Source organism: Pseudomonas sp. W22_MBD1_FP4 (assembly GCF_052113765.1).
Lineage (GTDB): Bacteria > Pseudomonadota > Gammaproteobacteria > Pseudomonadales > Pseudomonadaceae > Aquipseudomonas > Aquipseudomonas sivasensis.
In genome coordinates this window covers 117,040-133,590 of record NZ_JBGQOI010000005.1, presented here as the reverse complement: position 1 = coordinate 133,590, position 16,551 = coordinate 117,040, and the positions used below count along the sequence as shown (strand labels likewise).

Below are 16,551 nucleotides of genomic sequence, written 5' to 3'. Positions count from 1 at the left end.
ATTTCAGACATAGAGTGTTCACACGGCCTCTCGATACTTGGCCCCGATCCAACTATCCCTATCTGCTAGGAGCAAGGCATGAAACTGAAACGTTTGATGGCGGCAATGACTTTTGTCGCTGCTGGCGTTGCGACCGCCAACGCGGTGGCCGCAGGTGTTGATCCGGCAATCCCGGCTTACGTTAAGACCACTGGTGTGTCGGGCAACTTGTCCAGCGTCGGTTCCGATACCCTGGCTAACCTGATGACCCTGTGGGCCGAGGGTTACAAAAAGGAATACCCGAACGTCAACATCCAGATTCAAGCTGCCGGCTCCGCTACCGCACCACCTGCGCTGACTGAAGGCACCTCCAACCTGGGCCCGATGAGCCGCAAGATGAAGGACACCGAACTGGCTGCCTTCGAGCAGAAGTACGGCTACAAGCCAACCGCTATCCCGGTTGCCGTGGATGCCCTGGCCGTGTTCGTACACAAGGACAACCCGATCCAGCACCTGACCATGGAGCAAGTCGACGCGATCTTCTCCTCGACTCGCCTGTGCGGTGGCAAAGCCGACGTGAAAACCTGGGGCGACCTGGGTGTGACCGGCGACCTGGCCAACAAGCCAGTACAGCTGTTCGGTCGTAACTCGGTATCCGGCACCTACGGCTACTTCAAGGAAGAGGCCCTGTGCAAAGGCGACTACAAGCCTAACGTGAACGAACAACCAGGCTCGGCTTCGGTCGTGCAGTCGATCAGCTCCTCGCTGAACGGCATCGGTTACTCGGGCATCGGCTACAAGACCGCCAGCGTGAAGACCGTGGCCCTGGCCAAGAAAGGCAGCACTGACTTCATCGAAGACACCGAAGAAAACGCCCTGAACGGCAAATACCCGCTGTCGCGTTTCCTCTACGTTTACGTCAACAAAGCCCCGAACAAGCCTCTGGCTCCGCTGGAAGCTGAGTTCGTGAAGCTTGTGCTGTCGAAGCAAGGCCAGGAAGTTGTAGTGAAAGACGGCTACATCCCACTGCCAGCCAAAGTTGCCGCCAAGGCCCTGGCTGACCTGGGTTTGAAAGAAGGCAACTGATTGCCTCCGCGGGGCCGGCTCACCGGCCTCGCATCCGAATTTTCTAGTCCGCTGCCAGCTATGCTTCGCGGCGGATTTGTTGCGTCACTGCACTGTCATCTTTCTGTCATACAGGATCGCTAGGGTGTGCGCATGAATGATCTGGCCAATTCCACCATGACGACGACTTCTCCTCCCAAGCGCATTGATTTCAATACGCCTGAGCTGCAACGCAAGCGCCGCATTCGCGCGCTTAAAGATCGCCTGACCCGTTGGTACGTGCTGGTGGGCGGCCTCGCTGTCCTTGGCGCTATCACCCTGATCTTCTTCTTCCTTGCCTACGTCGTCGCGCCATTGTTTCAGGGCGCCTCGTTGACCAAGGAAGACGCGCTGACCCCGGCCTGGATTCAGGACGCCGGCAAGCCGCTGATGATCTCCCTCGAAGAACAGAACCAAGTCGCCATGCGGGTTTCCGACAAGGGCCAGGCGCTGTTCTTTGAAGTCGAGACCGGTGCTGAACTCAAGCGCGTCGACCTGCCGCTTCCAGCCGGCACCAGCGTTGCTTCTATTGGTGAAGATCAGCCGGGCAGCCCGCTGGTTATCCTCGGTTTGTCCAATGGGCAGTCCCTGGTGTTCCGCCACACCTATAAGGTGTCTTACCCGGACGGAAAGAAAACCATCACCCCGGCGATTGAATACCCTTACGGTGAAACGCCGATCGTGCTGGATGACGCCGGCCGCCCGCTGGAGCATGTCGCCCTCAACGCCACTGATAGCTCGTTGGTGATCGCAGGCTCGGCCGGTTCGCACTTGAACGTGCTGACCCTGAGCCGCGAAGAAAACATGATGACCGGCGAAGTCACCAGTGAGCAGAAGCGTGTCGAGCTGCCGCAAATGACCGAGCCGGTGAAGGCGATCTTCATCGACCCGCGCCAGCAATGGCTGTATGTGATCAACGGCCGTGCCCTGGCGGATGTGTTTAGCCTGCGCGACAAGAGCCTCAACGGTCGCTACAAATTGTTGGAAGACGGCAACGCTGAAATCACGGCCAGCACCCAACTGGTGGGCGGTATCTCGCTGATCATCGGTAACTCCAAAGGCGGCCTGGCCCAGTGGTTCATGGCCCGCGACCCGGATGGCGAACAGCGCTTCAAGCAGATCCGCACCTTCCAGATGGGCACTGCGCCTATCGTCGAAATCACTGCCGAAGAGCGCCGCAAAGGCTTCACTGCCCTGGACGCATCCGGCAAGTTCGGCGTGTTCCACAGCACCGCCCACCGCACCCTGCTGGTGGACCCAGTGGTCGACGGCCAGGGTGTGTTCGGCCTGTCGCCGCGGGCCAACCGCGTGATCGTCGAAGCCGGCGGCAAGCTGCAACCGCTGCTGCTCGACAACCCGCACCCGGAAGTGTCATGGAGCGCGCTGTGGAGCAAGGTCTGGTACGAAAACTACGACGAGCCTAAATACGTGTGGCAGTCGACCGCCGCCAACACCGATTTTGAACCCAAAATGAGTCTGGCCCCGCTGACCTTCGGTACCTTGAAGGCCGCGTTCTACGCCATGCTGCTGGCCGCACCGCTGGCCGTTGCCGCTGCGATCTACACCGCCTACTTCATGGCCCCGAGCCTGCGCCGCAAGGTCAAGCCGGTGATCGAATTGATGGAAGCGATGCCGACGGTGATCCTCGGTTTCTTCGCCGGCCTGTTCCTGGCGCCGTATGTCGAAGGGCATCTGCCGGGGATTTTCAGCCTGCTGATGCTGTTGCCGATTGGCATCCTGGTGGCCGGGTTTGTCTTCAGCCGCCTGCCTGAATCCATCCGCCTGCGCGTTCCCGATGGTTGGGAAAGCGCGATCCTGATTCCGGTGATCCTGTTTGTGGGCTGGCTCTCGCTGTACATGAGCCCGTACCTGGAAACCTGGTTCTTCGGCGGCGACATGCGTATGTGGATCTCCCACGACTTAGGCATTACCTACGACCAGCGCAACGCCCTGGTAGTCGGCCTGGCCATGGGTTTTGCGGTGATTCCGAACATCTACTCCATCGCCGAAGACGCCGTATTCAGCGTGCCGCGCGGCCTGACCCTGGGCTCCCTGGCGCTGGGCGCCACGCCGTGGCAGACCATGACGCGCGTGGTGATCCTGACCGCCAGCCCGGGCATCTTCTCCGCACTGATGATCGGCATGGGCCGTGCAGTAGGCGAGACCATGATCGTGCTGATGGCCACCGGTAACACGCCGGTGATGGAGATGAACCTGTTCGAAGGCCTGCGAACGCTCGCGGCCAACGTCGCGGTGGAAATGCCGGAGTCGGAAGTGGGCGGCAGTCACTACCGCGTGCTGTTCCTCTCGGCGCTGGTGCTGCTGCTGTTCACCTTCGTCATGAACACCCTCGCCGAGCTGATCCGTCAGCGTCTGCGCAAGAAATACTCGTCGCTTTAAGAAAGGTAGAAGTCTGTGAAACAGAACTCCCTGAATGGATGGTTCAAGAGCGGCGCCCCCGGCGTCTGGATCAGCGGTGGCGCGGTGTCCATCGCGGTCATCATGACCATTGGTTTGCTGGCCGTGATTGCCGTACGTGGTTTGGGCCACTTCTGGCCAGCTGACCTGATCCAGGCCAACTACAACGTGCCGGGCCAGGAAAACCATATCGTCATCGGCGAAGTGGTGCAGAAAGAAGAAGTGCCCCGCGAGCGCCTGAAAAGTGCTGGCCTGCCGGTGCCTGATGAAGGCCCGGAGTTCATGACCCGCGAGCTGATCAAGGTCGGCAACCGAGATTTGAATGGCAACGACTTCACCTGGATCGTTGGCGAGTGGTTGAAAGACCAGAGCACACCGAAAAACCTCATGGCCATCGAGCGTCGTGAGTGGGGCAATTTCTACGGCACCCTGGTCAACGTCAAGCAGGATGGCAAGGTCATCGCCGAAGGCGAGGCCGCTTGGCCGGAGCTGCAAGCCCGTGTCGATCGCGTCAACAAGCTCGCCGCACAGCTTAAAAGCCTGGAAAAAACTGATATCGGCGCGATCAACGCCGGACTCGAACGCATTCGTCTGCACGGTCGCAAACTGGAGCTGGAAGGCAAGCTTGATGCCGCCGCCCAGGCCGATATGGATGCTGACCGCGCCGAGCTGAATGCCCGTTACCAGGACATCGAAGCGCGCCTGGCCGACCTGCACGCCCAGTTCAACCGCGATGCCTTGACTGCTCGCGATGGCAACGGCAAGGAAATTGAAATCGGCATCGGCAAAGTGGTCCACGCCTACCAGCCGAACGCCATGGGCACGATGACCAAGATCGGCTTCTACTTCAGCAAGGTCTGGGAATTCTTGAGCGATGACCCACGGGAAGCCAACACCGAAGGCGGGATTTTCCCGGCGATCTTCGGCACGGTGATGATGACCCTGATCATGGCGATGATCGTGACCCCGTTCGGCGTGCTGGCGGCCGTGTACCTGCGTGAATACGCCAAGCAGAACACCCTGACTCGAATCATCCGCATCGCCGTGAACAACTTGGCCGGTGTACCGGCCATCGTCTACGGCGTGTTCGGCCTGGGCTTCTTCGTGTATGTACTGGGTGGCTCAGTTGACCGCCTGTTCTTCGCCGAAGCCCTGCCGGCACCGACCTTCGGTACGCCGGGCCTGCTGTGGGCCTCGCTGACCCTGGCGCTGCTGGCGGTGCCGGTGGTGATCGTGGCCACCGAAGAAGGCCTGGCGCGGATTCCCCGCACCGTGCGTGAAGGCTCCCTGGCTCTGGGCGCGACCAAGGCGGAAACGCTGTGGAAGATCGTGCTGCCGATGGCCAGCCCGGCGATGATGACCGGCATGATCCTGGCCGTGGCCCGTGCCGCCGGTGAAGTGGCGCCGCTGATGCTGGTCGGCGTGGTGAAACTGGCCCCGTCGCTGCCGCTGGACGGCAACTACCCGTACCTGCACCTGGACCAGAAGATCATGCACTTGGGCTTCCATATTTATGACGTCGGCTTCCAGAGCCCCAACGTCGAAGCCGCACGGCCACTGGTGTACGCCACCGCCTTGCTGCTGGTGCTGGTGATCGCCACGCTCAACTTGTCGGCGGTGTGGATTCGTAACCACTTGCGCGAGAAGTACAAGGCGCTGGACAGCTGATCTGAATTGAACGCGGACTTATTTGTGGGAGGGGGCTTGCTCCCGAGCGGTGTGCCAGCCGGCACACATGTTCCTGAAACATCGCTATCGGGGGCAAGCCCCCTCCCACACAACAGCACAGGGAGCATCCCATGCAACACGACACCCATTCCCATGGCATCAACATGTCTGCCCTGGGTCGCGACAAGCAGAGCCTGAGCCTGGCCCAGGAAACCGTGGCCATCGAAGTACCGGGCTTGAGCCTTTACTACGGTGACAAGCAGGCGCTGTTCGACGTCAGCATGAACATTCCCAAGCAGCGCGTGACCGCCTTTATCGGCCCGTCGGGCTGCGGTAAGTCCACGCTGTTGCGCACGTTCAACCGCATGAACGACCTGGTCGACGGTTGCCGTGTGGAAGGTGCGATCAACCTCTACGGCACCAACATTTACCGCAAGGGCGAAGACGTGGCCGAGCTGCGTCGCCGCGTGGGCATGGTGTTCCAGAAGCCGAACCCGTTCCCCAAGACCATTTACGAAAACGTGGTCTATGGCCTGCGTATCCAGGGCATCAACAAGAAGCGCATCCTCGACGAAGCCGTGGAGTGGGCCCTTAAAGGCGCGGCGCTGTGGGACGAGGTCAAAGACCGTCTGCATGAGTCGGCACTCGGCTTGTCCGGTGGTCAGCAGCAACGTCTGGTGATCGCCCGCACCATCGCCGTGGAGCCGGAAGTGTTGCTGCTCGACGAGCCGTGTTCGGCACTCGACCCGATCTCGACCCTGAAAGTGGAAGAGCTGATCTACGAGCTCAAGTCCAAGTTCACCATCGTTATCGTGACCCACAACATGCAACAGGCGGCGCGGGTTTCCGACTACACCGCCTTCATGTACATGGGCAAGCTGGTGGAGTTCGGCGATACCGACACCCTGTTCACCAATCCGGCGAAGAAGCAGACCGAAGACTACATTACCGGTCGCTACGGCTAGGAAGCTGTGGTTCTGTTTGCATTGACGCTGCGGTTCTCCGCACCTTACCGGACGCTCCAAGGACGCCAACATGATTAGCAAAGAAGGCCTTACCCATCACATCTCCGCGCAGTTCAACGCCGAGCTTGAGGAAGTGCGCAGCCACCTCCTGGCGATGGGCGGCTTGGTGGAGAAGCAAGTCAACGACGCCGTGACCGCGCTGATCGAGGCCGACTCGGGCCTGGCCCAGCAGGTGCGTGAGATCGATGACCAGATCAACCAGATGGAACGCAATATCGACGAAGAATGCCTGCGCATTCTGGCCCGTCGCCAGCCAGCGGCCTCGGACCTGCGTTTGATCATCAGCATCTCCAAGTCGGTAATCGACCTGGAGCGCATCGGCGATGAGGCCACCAAGATCGCCCGTCGCGCCATCCAGCTGTGCGAAGAAGGCGAAGCGCCGCGCGGCTACGTGGAGGTTCGCCACATCGGCGACCAGGTGCGCAACATGGTGCGCGATGCGCTTGACGCGTTTGCCCGTTTCGACGCCGATCTGGCGTTGTCGGTGGCGCAGTACGACAAAGTCATCGACCGCGAATACAAGACAGCCCTGCGTGAACTGGCCACCTACATGATGGAAGACCCGCGCTCTATCTCGCGGGTCTTGAGCATCATCTGGGTGCTGCGTTCCCTGGAGCGGATCGGCGATCACGCGCGCAATATCTCGGAACTGGTGATCTATTTGGTTCGCGGTACTGACGTACGGCACATGGGCCTTAAGCGCATGAAGGCTGAAGTTGAAGGTTCCGCCGATCAAATCCCTAATGTTCCGGGCGAATCTGACGATAAGTAAGGTTGCCCGAGAAATTAACGCCCGGCCTTTGGCCGGGCGTTTTCGTTTCTGGTGTCTGAATTTTTTGCGCAGCGGAATAAATAAAGTCCAGCTGTGACTACCGAGTTTTGGCAAAATGCCATCAGTCAGGCGTTCTGCGTGCCGAAGTTTTTATAGGATGAAGGGTCGATGAGTAAAGTCAGTGTATTGGTGGTGGATGACGCCTCGTTTATCCGCGATCTGGTGAAGAAGTGCCTGCGCAACTACTTCCCCGGGATCAAGCTTGAAGATGCGGTAAACGGCAAGAAGGCCCAGACCATACTGATGCGCGAGAGCTTCGACCTGGTGCTGTGCGACTGGGAAATGCCGGAAATGTCCGGCCTGGAGCTGTTGACCTGGTGCCGTGAGCAACCGCACCTCAAGGCCATGCCGTTTGTGATGGTGACCAGCCGGGGCGATAAAGAGAACGTAGTGCAGGCGATCCAGGCCGGGGTTTCTGGTTACGTCAGCAAACCGTTCACTAACGAGCAACTGCTGAACAAGGTCAAACAGGCCCTGCACAAGGTCGGTCGCCTCGACGCCCTGGTTGCCAGCGCGCCGACCAAAATGAACTCGGCCTTCGGCAACGATTCCCTGAGCGCCCTGACGGGCGGCAAGCCTGAAGCGTTGCGTTCGGCCCCCGTTGCAGCTGCGGCGTCAGCGCCCAGCAAAGGCCTGCTCAACAGCCCGCCAGTGCAAGCCCCTTCCGCCGCGCCGGCCGCCGGTCGTGGCCAGGGTCAACTGCGGCTGTCCAGTGGCACCCAGCAATGTGTCATCAAAGCACTGAGCATCAAGGAGGCGCTGCTGGTAGTGCGTCGCACTGAAGTCCTGCCTCAGGTGCTGGAAAGTGCGGTGCTCGACCTTGAGCAAGGCGACAACGCCGAGGTGGCCCGTCTCAACGGCTACCTGCACGCCATTGTCGCCTTCGAGCCCAAGCCCGACAGCGACTGGCTGCAACTGACCTTCCGGTTTATTGACCAGGATGCGCAGAAACTCGACTACATCTCCCGCCTGATTGCGCGCGGTACGGCTCAGAAGCATTTTGTGCCGGGTGCCTGATCCTTTAAGGTTCAGCTCACCACAAGATTGTCATTAACCCTTGCTAACCTGCCGCTCAGTCATCCCGGCAGGTTCGCGCCATGCTCCTTCGTCTTTTGATCTGCTGCGGGTTGGCCACGGTCACCACCTCGACCTTGGCCATGACCCTCTACAAATCCACTGACGCCAATGGCGTGGTGTTTTTCAGCGACCGGCAAACCCCCGGCGCCCAGGCGTTTGTGATCCAGGAGCGCAAGGTCGAGCGTCCAATGCTCGACAGGCCAACCCCCCGTTATCGACCCCAAGCCTACCGCTACCCCTTGCCCTGGCGCGGCGGTCCGTTCCGCTTGACCCAAGGTCCCAGCGGCAGCTTCAGCCACACCGACGTCAAGAGCCGCTACGCCATGGACATCGCCATGCCCGAAGGCACGCCGATCATCGCCGCGCGCAGTGGCGTGGTGGTGAAGACCGAGAACGAGCAGGCCGGGCGGGGCAATGATGCATCGGGGAATTTTGTGCGGGTGCAGCATGATGACGGCACCGAGGGGGTCTACCTGCATCTGAAGCAAGGGTCGGTCAGTGTGAGGGTAGGGCAGCGCGTGGCGGTGGGGAGTCCGCTGGCGTTGTCGGGCAATACCGGCAACAGCAGCGGGCCGCACCTGCACTTTGTGGTACAGCGCGCCACCGAGGCAGGGCTGGTGTCGATCCCGTATGAGTTCAACCAGCCGGTGGGCGCATTGCCCAACTTTGCGTTGGGCAATTGAGGGTTAATCGAGCATCAGTACCTTGGCCAGTACGATCTTCGGTCCTTTCATCTTCTTGATGATGATCCGCAGGCCTTCAACCTCCAGCACTTCTTCCTCTTCCGGCACCCGTTTCAGGGTTTCGTAGACCAGGCCGGCCAGGGTTTCGGCTTCGATATGATCCAGGTCGATGCCGAGCAGGCGTTCTACCTTGAACAACGGGGTATCGCCACGTACCAGCAGCTTGCCCGGCTGGTAGGCCAGGATGCCGCGTTCGGCCTTGCGGTGTTCGTCCTGGATATCGCCGACCAGCACTTCCAGCACGTCTTCCATGGTCAGGTAGCCGATGATGTTGCCGTCGGCCTCTTCGACCACGGCGAAGTGCGAGCCGCCTTTACGGAACTGCTCCAGCAACTGCGACAGCGGCATGTGGCGCGACACGCGCTCCAGCGGGCGAGTCAGCTCGGCCAGGTTGAACGACTCGGGGATATGGTCGAGTTCGGCCAGCTCCAGCAGCAAATCCTTGATGTGCAGCAGGCCGACGAACTCCTGGCGGACGCTGTCGTACACCGGGTAGCGGCTGAACTTGTGGCGGCGGAACAGCGCGAGGATTTCCTTGAGCGGTGCGTTGAATTCCAGTGTCACTAGGTCTTCGCGGGAGTTGGCCCAGTCGACCACTTCCAGTTCGCCCATTTCCACGGCCGAGGCCAATACGCGCATGCCTTGGTCGCTAGGGTCCTGGCCACGGCTGGAGTGCAGGATCAACTTGAGTTCTTCGCGGCTGTAATGGTGCTCATGGTGCGGGCCAGGCTCGCCTTGGCCGGCGATGCGCAGGATCGCGTTGGCGCTGGCGTTGAGCAGGTAGATGGCCGGGTACATGGCCCAGTAGAACAAGTACAGCGGCACCGCCGTCCACAGCGACAGCAACTCGGGTTTGCGAATGGCCCAGGATTTGGGCGCCAGCTCACCGACCACGATGTGCAGGTAGGAAATCACGAAGAACGCCGCAAAGAACGACACGCCCTTGATCACTTCCGGCGATTCGACGCCCACGGCGGCCAACATCGGTTCAAGGATGTGCGCAAACGCCGGCTCACCGACCCAACCCAGGCCCAGGGAGGCGAGGGTGATACCCAGCTGGCAGGCCGACAGGTAAGCGTCGAGCTGGCTGTGTACGGTACGCAGGATCTGTCCACGCCAGCCGTTGGTGTGGGCGATGGCCTCGACTCGGGTGGAGCGCAACTTGACCATGGCAAATTCCGCCGCAACGAAAAAACCGTTGAGCAGTACCAGGATCAGAGCAAAAAGAATCATGCCGAAGTCGGCGAAGAGTGTAGAGAGGGTGATACCAGGGGAAGGGTCCATGATTGGGTTTTGCAGGTTCCATGTGTTCAATAAGGGGTGACAGGCAGGCCCGAGAGGCAGGCGCAAGTCGGCCAATGTAGCGGCTGGCGGGGCGCTTGCCTAGTGGTTACCGCCGGGTGGGGCCTGGAATGCCTTATTCGAAACAGCACAATTCCAATTGTGGGAGGGGGCTTGCTCCCGATAGCAGTGTGTCAGTCAGCATATCTGATACTGATGCACCGCCATCGGGAGCAAGCCCCCTCCCACATTTGGTTTTGTGCTGTGTTTGAGTTATTCGTCATTTCCGACAAGCCGCGAACGGGTCATCTGCGCTGGTGGAAAATGGCAGGTGAACGTACTGCCATGTCCCAGCACGCTGCTGATTTCCAGGCGCGCTCGGTGGCGCAGCAGCACATGCTTGACGATGGCAAGGCCCAGCCCGGTGCCGCCGGTGTTGGAGTTGCGGCTGGAGTCGACACGGTAGAAACGCTCGGTCAGGCGAGGCAAGTGCTTGGCGTCGATGCCGATGCCGGAGTCCTGCACGCTCAGGTGCGCGCCTTGCTCGTCGGCCCACCAGCGGATGCGGATGGCGCCTTTGTCCTGCGTGTACTTCACGGCGTTGAACACCAGATTGGAGAACGCGCTACGCAATTCGCCTTCGCTGCCCTTGAGCAACACCTGTGGATCGGCTTCCAGGCTGATCTGTTGCCCGCGCTCGCCGGAAAGGGCCTGCGCGTCATTCTTGATGGTCTGCAACAGGCTTTGCACCGCCACCGGATGATTGTCCGAGGGGTAATCGGTGGCTTCAAGCTTGGCCAGCAACAGCAGGTCGTTGAGCAGGGTCTGCATGCGCGAGCCTTGTTGCTGCATCTGCTGCAGGGCACGGCTCCAGCGTGGGTTGATCTCGTCGACGTTATCCAGCAGCGTCTCCAGATAGCCGCAGATCACCGTCAACGGCGTGCGCAGTTCATGGGAGACGTTGGCGACGAAGTCTTTGCGCATCTGCTCCAGTTGGTGGATGCGCGTTACGTCGCGAACCAGCATCAGGTGCTCGTTGTTGCCATAGCGCGTCAGGTACAGCTGGATGCGCACACGGTCGTTGGTCGGCGAGGGGATTTCCAAGGCTTCTTCGTAGTTGTCCTGCTCGAAGTATTCCTTGAAGCGCGGGTGGCGTACCAAGTTGGTCACCGGCTGGCCGCTGTCCTGGGGCGTTTTGAGGCCCAGCAAGGTCTCGGCGGCACGGTTCCACCATTCCAGGTTGCCGTCGCTGTCGAGCATGATCACCGCGTCCTTGAGCGCGGCGGTGGACTCCTGCACCCGGTCGATCACCGCTTGCAGGCGACCGCGTACCCGTTGGTCGCGGCGTTGCAGGTGGTAAATACTGTCGAACACCTCGCCCCACAGGCCGTAGCCGTCGGGTGGTGCTTCGTCGGGTTTGTGCTGGCGCAGCCATTCGTGCAGACGCAGCAGTTGCTTGAGGGTCCAACCCAAGTACAGGCCGATGCCGATGGCCAGGCTCCAGCCGTAGTAGCCGCTGATCAGCCCGACCAACAGGCAGCCGGTGATCAAAAGAAGCATGTGGCGGATCAGGGTGCCATGCCAGTTCTGGTTCACTTAAACATGCGTCCTTGTCAGCTGTTAAGGAAGTAGAAGGGTTGGCTCAGCTTTTGGTGGAGAACCGGTAGCCAGTGCCGCGCACGGTTTGTACCAGATTCTCGTAGGCGTCGCCCAAGGCTTTGCGCAGGCGGCGGATATGCACGTCAACGGTGCGCTCCTCCACATACACATTGCCGCCCCACACCTGGTCCAGCAGCTGGCCACGGGTGTAGGCGCGTTCCTGGTGGGTCATGAAAAATTGCAGCAGGCGGTATTCGGTCGGGCCCATCTCGGCCGGTGTGCCGTCGATGGTGACGCGGTGGCTGATCGGGTCGAGAATCAGACCGCCGACTTCAATCGGCGCTTCGCCATCGGTCGGGCCGGCGCGGCGCAATACCGCCTTCAGGCGCGCTACCAACTCCCGTGGGGAAAAGGGTTTGGTGATGTAGTCATCAGCGCCCACTTCCAGGCCCTGAATCTTGTTGTCCTCTTCGCCCTTGGCGGTGAGCATGATGATCGGAATATCCCCGGTCAGTTCATCACGCTTGAGGCGGCGGGCCAGTTCGATGCCGGAAGTGCCAGGCAGCATCCAATCCAGCAGGATCAGGTCCGGCTTACGGTCGACGATAATGGCATGGGCCTGCTGGGAGTTCTCAGCCTCCAGGCAGTCATAGCCGGCCATTTCCAACGCAACGGCGATCATCTCGCGGATGGGCGCTTCGTCGTCAACAATCAGAATGCTCCTGCCAACCATGCTCAAAAATCCTCTTGTCATTTAACTGTCTTGCGCCGCATTAGATAACGGAATTATTGCAGTCGTGTGACAGTAATTTAGTCGCTTGGGCAAATCACGGCACTCTGGACTACCCTTTGGGTCCGAATCCTGACAACCACAAAAGGAAGGTTCCTATGACTTACCGTACTGTTTCCTGGAAAGCCCTGCTGGTAACGGCCGCGTTGACGCTGCCGACCCTGGCGTTCGCGGCGGAGCCGGCGATGACCAAAGACGGGATGCTGGTGGATCACAAGGAAATGACGCTCTATACCTTTGCCAAGGATGCCGATGGCAAATCCATGTGCAACGACAAGTGCGCGACTAACTGGCCGCCGTTGATGGCCGAGTCCACCGACAAGCCAATGGGCAAATGGACTGTGATCACCCGTGATGACCAAAAGAGCCAGTGGGCCTACAACGGTAAGCCGCTCTATACCTTCGTCATGGATAAAAAGGCCGGCGACATGACCGGCGACGGCAAAATGGACGGCGCCTGGCAAGTCGCCAAGCCCTGATTCAGGCCACTCTCGGTGAGGGGCCTGGCCCCTCATCGAAACCCGTAATCCGCCACAATCCCAACAAAAATTGCCAACCCGGCCCAGTGGTTGTGCAAAAACGCCTTGAAGCATTTCAGGCGGTCCCGGTCGCGGGTGTACCAGAACTCCCAAGCGAAACACCCCGCCGCAGCTAGCAGCCCCAGATGGAACCATCCGCCCAACTCAAACCGCGTCCCCGCCAGCAACAGGCACACCAGCGCCAGGCTTTGCAGGGTCAGGATGATCACGCGGTCGGCATCGCCAAACAGGATCGCGGTGGATTTCACGCCAATCTTCAGGTCGTCGTCACGGTCGGTCATCGCGTAATACGTGTCGTAGCCTACCGTCCACAGCAGGTTGGCGATGTACAACAGCCACGCAGCAGCGGGCAGGCTGCCGGTCTCGGCGGTGAAGGCCATCGGCATCCCCCAGGAGAACGCCGCGCCCAGCACCACCTGCGGGTAATAGGTGTAGCGCTTCATGAACGGGTAGCTCGCCGCCAGCGCCAATCCACCAAGGGATAACAGGATCGTGGTGGCGTTGGTCAGCAGCACCAGCAGGAAACTGATACCCATCAGCACCGCAAAAAAAACCAGCGCCTCTTTGGAGCTGATCTTTCCGCTCACCAGCGGGCGCTGCTCGGTGCGCTTCACATGGCCATCGACCTTGCGGTCAGCCCAGTCATTGATCACACAGCCGCCCGCCCGGGTCAGCACCACGCCCAACACGAAAATCACAATATTGATGAAAGAGGGCGAACCCTTGCCCGCAATCCACAACGCCCAGAGTGTCGGCCACAGCAGCAAGTAAATGCCGATGGGCTTGTCCATCCGGGTCAACTGAATGAAGTCCCAGGCCCTCGGGTTCAGGCGGTTCAGGGATTTGAGCAGACGTTGGTACATCAGCAGTTCTCCGGATGTTCATGCAGCACGTGCCAGAAGTCCGGCAGGAAGATTTCCGCTACCAACACGCTTAGCGATCCACGATCAAAACGTGAGCGGCGTGCCCATAGCCCATCCGCCTGATCGGCTGTCGGCAGCCATTGCCGTGGGTAATAGCACACCTCGATTGCCTGGCGCGTGAAGGCTTGATCGCAGAACAGCAACTCGCCCAGGGAGCGGCTGCCCAGTTCATCCATGTGCAGCCCATCGCCCTGCAAGGCACTGCGCGCCGCCACGCTGCGGGCAAACACCCACGGCTGACCGTGCCCACGCAAGTACACCTCGCGCACCCAGCCGACAGTGGCCGGGGCCAAGTTCAGGGCGGCGCACTCGTCGTCTCGCAGCGGCTGCCAGCCTTCGAACAGTGGCGTTACGCTGAAACCGTCGTTGGACAGCCCTGTCAGCCGCCGTGTCAGCGAGCCGTCATCGAACAGCCAATTGAGGGTCAAAGGTGTAGGCAGAGGGCTCAAACGGCTCTGGATCAGCCATTGGCAAGCATCGGGGAGGGCGATTGAGTGCGGCACGGTGAGTCAGTATTGGCAGCAAAAGAGGCGGCGAGCTTACCATGGCACCCTGGGCTTTTGCCGGGCTCAACCGGCACCTTGCGTCGATCGCGCTTGCATCTGCCGGCCCCGATCAGTACAAAACGCCCTGAGCCGCGCGGCAACGCTGGATCCAACGACCGCCGGCCAAGACGCCTGAACCTGAGGAAGCAAGTAATGAAGAAGTGGCAATGTATCGTCTGTGGCCTTATCTACAACGAAGCCGACGGCTGGCCGGATGACGGCATTGCGCCCGGCACTCGTTGGGAAGATGTCCCTGCAGACTGGCTGTGCCCGGATTGCGGCGTGGGCAAAATGGATTTCGAAATGATCGAAATCGCTTAATCCCGAATTTAAGAAACGTATTACAAGGAGAAAGGAATGAACGCACCTGTCGTGATCATCGGCACAGGATTGGCCGGTTATAACGTGGCCCGGGAGTTTCGCAAGCTCGACAGCGAAACCCCCTTGCTGCTGATCACCGCAGATGACGGGCGCTCCTACTCCAAGCCCATGCTCTCCACCGGCTTTGGCAAAAACAAGGAGGCCGACGGCCTTAGCATGGCTGAGCCGGGCGCCATGGCCGAGCAACTCAAGGCCGAAGTGCGAACTCACACCCGTGTCAGCGGCATCGACCCGGGCCACAAACGCCTGTGGATCGGCGAGGAAGCGGTGGTTTACCGTGACCTCATCCTGGCCTGGGGTGCAGAAACCGTCCGCGTCCCGGTTGAAGGCGACGCGGCGGAACTGATTTTCCCGATCAACGACCTCGAAGACTACGCACGCTTTCGCGCTGCCGCTGCTGGTAAACGCCGCGTGCTGCTGCTCGGCGCCGGCTTGATCGGCTGTGAATTCGCCAATGACCTGATCCTTGGCGGTTATGAAATCGACCTGGTCGCTCCGTGCGAGCAAGTGATGCCAACCCTGCTGCACCCGGCAGCCGCTGCCGCTGTACAAGCTGGCTTGGAAGGCCTGGGGGCGCGTTTCCACCTGGGGCCGGTGCTCAACCGCCTGCAGCGCACGGCGGACGGGCTGGAAGCGCACCTTTCTGACGGTGAAGTGATTCTGTGCGATCTGGTCGTTTCGGCCATCGGCCTGCGCCCACGTATCGACCTGGCTGCCGCCGCGGGCCTGCAAATCAACCGTGGGATCATGGTGGACCGTCACCTCAAGACCTCCCACGCCAACATCTACGCCCTGGGCGACTGCGCTGAGGTCGACGGCCTGAACCTGCTGTACGTCATGCCTCTGATGACCTGCGCCCGCGCTCTGGCCCAAACCCTGGCCGGCAATGCCACGGCCGTTAGCTACGGCCCGATGCCCGTCACCGTGAAAACCCCGGTCTGCCCGCTGGTGGTTTCGCCGCCGCCAAGGGGCTCCGAAGGCGTCTGGAGCGTCGAAGGCCAGGGCGCCGACATCAAGGCCCTGTGCCGCGACGCCAGCGGTCGCCTGCTGGGTTATGCGCTGACGGGCACGGCGGTGATGGAAAAACTGGCCCTCAACAAAGAACTTCCGCCTTTACTGGCGTAAATGCCGGTCGTTCTGTCGGAATTAGCACATTTCTACCCTCAGAAAGGTCGCCGCGAGACTGGCGGAGCGTGCGAGGGCATGCCATCCTCACTCCCGTCTGCCGCAGAGTAGAGCCTGCGGCGCTTTGGGCGCTGCTCCAGAAGAGAGCAGCACGGACATAACAACAAAAAACCGTCAAAGAGGCTTCACACATGCGTAAACCAGAACTCGCAGCCGCCATCGCTGAAAAAGCAGATCTCACCAAAGAACAGGCCAACCGCGTCCTCAACGCCGTTCTCGAAGAAATCACCGGCGCCCTGCACCGCAAGGACAGCGTCACCCTGGTTGGCTTCGGCACCTTCCTGCAACGCCATCGTGGCGCCCGCACCGGCAAAAACCCGCAAACCGGTGAGCCTGTGAAAATCAAGGCGAGCAATACCGTTGCATTCAAACCGGGTAAATCGCTGAAAGACACTGTTAACGCGTAATTGCAGTACCGTCTCGACAGGGGGCGGGGTGGTAGGAAAAATGGGCACGCCGACT

The 16,551-nt window shown here is 60.4% G+C and carries 16 protein-coding genes; 11 read left to right on the top strand and 5 right to left on the bottom strand.

Annotated features, from left to right (window positions below; genetic code table 11):
• Nucleotides 1–78 precede the first annotated feature (78 nt).
• The 7 genes from ACEN2T_RS09170 (at nucleotide 79) to ACEN2T_RS09140 (ending at nucleotide 8,786) form a co-directional block, all read left to right on the top strand.
• A complete protein-coding gene (locus tag ACEN2T_RS09170) occupies nucleotides 79–1,065 on the top strand; it encodes a phosphate ABC transporter substrate-binding protein PstS (protein WP_032884460.1) in 987 nt (328 codons plus the stop codon).
• A gap of 384 nt (nucleotides 1,066–1,449) precedes the next feature.
• Nucleotides 1,450–3,483 carry an ABC transporter permease subunit gene (locus tag ACEN2T_RS09165; protein ID WP_177326410.1) on the top strand — a complete coding sequence of 678 codons (2,034 nt, stop codon included), beginning with the start codon at nucleotides 1,450–1,452 and terminating at the stop codon, nucleotides 3,481–3,483.
• A gap of 15 nt (nucleotides 3,484–3,498) precedes the next feature.
• A complete protein-coding gene (gene pstA / locus ACEN2T_RS09160; RefSeq protein ID WP_032884458.1) occupies nucleotides 3,499–5,169 on the top strand; it encodes a phosphate ABC transporter permease PstA in 1,671 nt (556 codons plus the stop codon).
• A gap of 131 nt (nucleotides 5,170–5,300) precedes the next feature.
• Nucleotides 5,301–6,134, top strand: a complete 834-nt coding sequence (gene pstB / locus ACEN2T_RS09155; RefSeq protein WP_032884457.1) for a phosphate ABC transporter ATP-binding protein PstB — start codon at nucleotides 5,301–5,303, stop codon at nucleotides 6,132–6,134.
• Nucleotides 6,135–6,204: 70 nt separating this feature from the next.
• Complete coding sequence (gene phoU, locus ACEN2T_RS09150) at nucleotides 6,205–6,966, top strand: phosphate signaling complex protein PhoU (protein WP_032884456.1); 762 nt, start codon at nucleotides 6,205–6,207, stop codon at nucleotides 6,964–6,966.
• 168 nt (nucleotides 6,967–7,134) lie between these two features.
• Nucleotides 7,135–8,043, top strand: coding sequence for a response regulator (locus ACEN2T_RS09145; RefSeq protein ID WP_032884455.1), 909 nt, complete (start codon nucleotides 7,135–7,137; stop codon nucleotides 8,041–8,043).
• Nucleotides 8,044–8,123: 80 nt separating this feature from the next.
• On the top strand, nucleotides 8,124–8,786 hold the full coding sequence (locus ACEN2T_RS09140) for a M23 family metallopeptidase (RefSeq protein ID WP_032884454.1): 663 nt from the start codon (nucleotides 8,124–8,126) through the stop codon (nucleotides 8,784–8,786).
• Nucleotides 8,787–8,789: 3 nt separating this feature from the next.
• Here ACEN2T_RS09140 and ACEN2T_RS09135 read toward each other — a convergent pair whose 3' ends face one another.
• From ACEN2T_RS09135 to phoB, 3 genes are all read right to left on the bottom strand, one after another.
• Nucleotides 8,790–10,130, bottom strand: coding sequence for a hemolysin family protein (locus tag ACEN2T_RS09135; RefSeq protein ID WP_032884453.1), 1,341 nt, complete (start codon nucleotides 10,128–10,130; stop codon nucleotides 8,790–8,792).
• A 270-nt stretch (nucleotides 10,131–10,400) separates the two neighbouring features.
• Nucleotides 10,401–11,687: a phosphate regulon sensor histidine kinase PhoR gene (gene phoR, locus ACEN2T_RS09130; protein WP_185168236.1), complete on the bottom strand. Its 1,287-nt coding sequence runs from the start codon at nucleotides 11,685–11,687 to the stop codon at nucleotides 10,401–10,403.
• 82 nt (nucleotides 11,688–11,769) lie between these two features.
• On the bottom strand, nucleotides 11,770–12,459 hold the full coding sequence (phoB, locus tag ACEN2T_RS09125; protein WP_032884451.1) for a phosphate regulon transcriptional regulator PhoB: 690 nt from the start codon (nucleotides 12,457–12,459) through the stop codon (nucleotides 11,770–11,772).
• 155 nt (nucleotides 12,460–12,614) lie between these two features.
• Here phoB and ACEN2T_RS09120 point away from each other — a divergent pair, with 155 nt between their 5' ends.
• Nucleotides 12,615–12,995 carry a COG4315 family predicted lipoprotein gene (locus tag ACEN2T_RS09120; protein ID WP_095185229.1) on the top strand — a complete coding sequence of 127 codons (381 nt, stop codon included), beginning with the start codon at nucleotides 12,615–12,617 and terminating at the stop codon, nucleotides 12,993–12,995.
• Between the two features lie 32 nt (nucleotides 12,996–13,027).
• Here ACEN2T_RS09120 and ubiA read toward each other — a convergent pair whose 3' ends face one another.
• Complete coding sequence (ubiA, locus tag ACEN2T_RS09115) at nucleotides 13,028–13,918, bottom strand: 4-hydroxybenzoate octaprenyltransferase (RefSeq protein WP_032884449.1); 891 nt, start codon at nucleotides 13,916–13,918, stop codon at nucleotides 13,028–13,030.
• On the bottom strand, nucleotides 13,918–14,481 hold the full coding sequence (locus ACEN2T_RS09110; RefSeq protein WP_442116583.1) for a chorismate--pyruvate lyase family protein: 564 nt from the start codon (nucleotides 14,479–14,481) through the stop codon (nucleotides 13,918–13,920). The genes ubiA and ACEN2T_RS09110 overlap by 1 nt, the downstream gene beginning before the upstream one ends.
• 195 nt (nucleotides 14,482–14,676) lie before the next feature.
• On the opposite strand from ACEN2T_RS09110, the gene ACEN2T_RS09105 reads away from it, so the two are divergent.
• The 3 genes from ACEN2T_RS09105 to ACEN2T_RS09095 all read left to right on the top strand — a co-directional run bounded on the left by ACEN2T_RS09105 (nucleotide 14,677) and on the right by ACEN2T_RS09095 (nucleotide 16,496).
• Entirely contained in the window at nucleotides 14,677–14,844 is a 168-nt protein-coding gene (locus tag ACEN2T_RS09105; RefSeq protein WP_032884447.1) for a rubredoxin, read from the top strand.
• Between the two features lie 36 nt (nucleotides 14,845–14,880).
• Entirely contained in the window at nucleotides 14,881–16,029 is a 1,149-nt protein-coding gene (locus tag ACEN2T_RS09100) for an NAD(P)/FAD-dependent oxidoreductase (RefSeq protein WP_442116582.1), read from the top strand.
• A gap of 191 nt (nucleotides 16,030–16,220) precedes the next feature.
• Entirely contained in the window at nucleotides 16,221–16,496 is a 276-nt protein-coding gene (locus ACEN2T_RS09095) for an HU family DNA-binding protein (RefSeq protein WP_003176958.1), read from the top strand.
• Nucleotides 16,497–16,551: the final 55 nt, after the last annotated feature.

Bases quoted from the DNA above. Each gene is read 5' to 3' on its own strand.
- ACEN2T_RS09170 (WP_032884460.1), top strand. From the start codon at position 79: ATGAAACTGAAACGTTTGATGGCGGCAATGACTTTTGTCGCTGCTGGC.
- pstB (WP_032884457.1), top strand. From the start codon at position 5,301: ATGCAACACGACACCCATTCCCATGGCATCAACATGTCTGCCCTGGGT.
- phoU (WP_032884456.1), top strand. From the start codon at position 6,205: ATGATTAGCAAAGAAGGCCTTACCCATCACATCTCCGCGCAGTTCAAC.
- ACEN2T_RS09145 (WP_032884455.1), top strand. From the start codon at position 7,135: ATGAGTAAAGTCAGTGTATTGGTGGTGGATGACGCCTCGTTTATCCGC.
- ACEN2T_RS09140 (WP_032884454.1), top strand. From the start codon at position 8,124: ATGCTCCTTCGTCTTTTGATCTGCTGCGGGTTGGCCACGGTCACCACC.
- ACEN2T_RS09135 (WP_032884453.1), bottom strand. From the start codon at position 10,130: ATGGACCCTTCCCCTGGTATCACCCTCTCTACACTCTTCGCCGACTTC.
- phoR (WP_185168236.1), bottom strand. From the start codon at position 11,687: ATGCTTCTTTTGATCACCGGCTGCCTGTTGGTCGGGCTGATCAGCGGC.
- phoB (WP_032884451.1), bottom strand. From the start codon at position 12,459: ATGGTTGGCAGGAGCATTCTGATTGTTGACGACGAAGCGCCCATCCGC.
- ACEN2T_RS09120 (WP_095185229.1), top strand. From the start codon at position 12,615: ATGACTTACCGTACTGTTTCCTGGAAAGCCCTGCTGGTAACGGCCGCG.
- ubiA (WP_032884449.1), bottom strand. From the start codon at position 13,918: ATGTACCAACGTCTGCTCAAATCCCTGAACCGCCTGAACCCGAGGGCC.
- ACEN2T_RS09105 (WP_032884447.1), top strand. From the start codon at position 14,677: ATGAAGAAGTGGCAATGTATCGTCTGTGGCCTTATCTACAACGAAGCC.
- ACEN2T_RS09100 (WP_442116582.1), top strand. From the start codon at position 14,881: ATGAACGCACCTGTCGTGATCATCGGCACAGGATTGGCCGGTTATAAC.
- ACEN2T_RS09095 (WP_003176958.1), top strand. From the start codon at position 16,221: ATGCGTAAACCAGAACTCGCAGCCGCCATCGCTGAAAAAGCAGATCTC.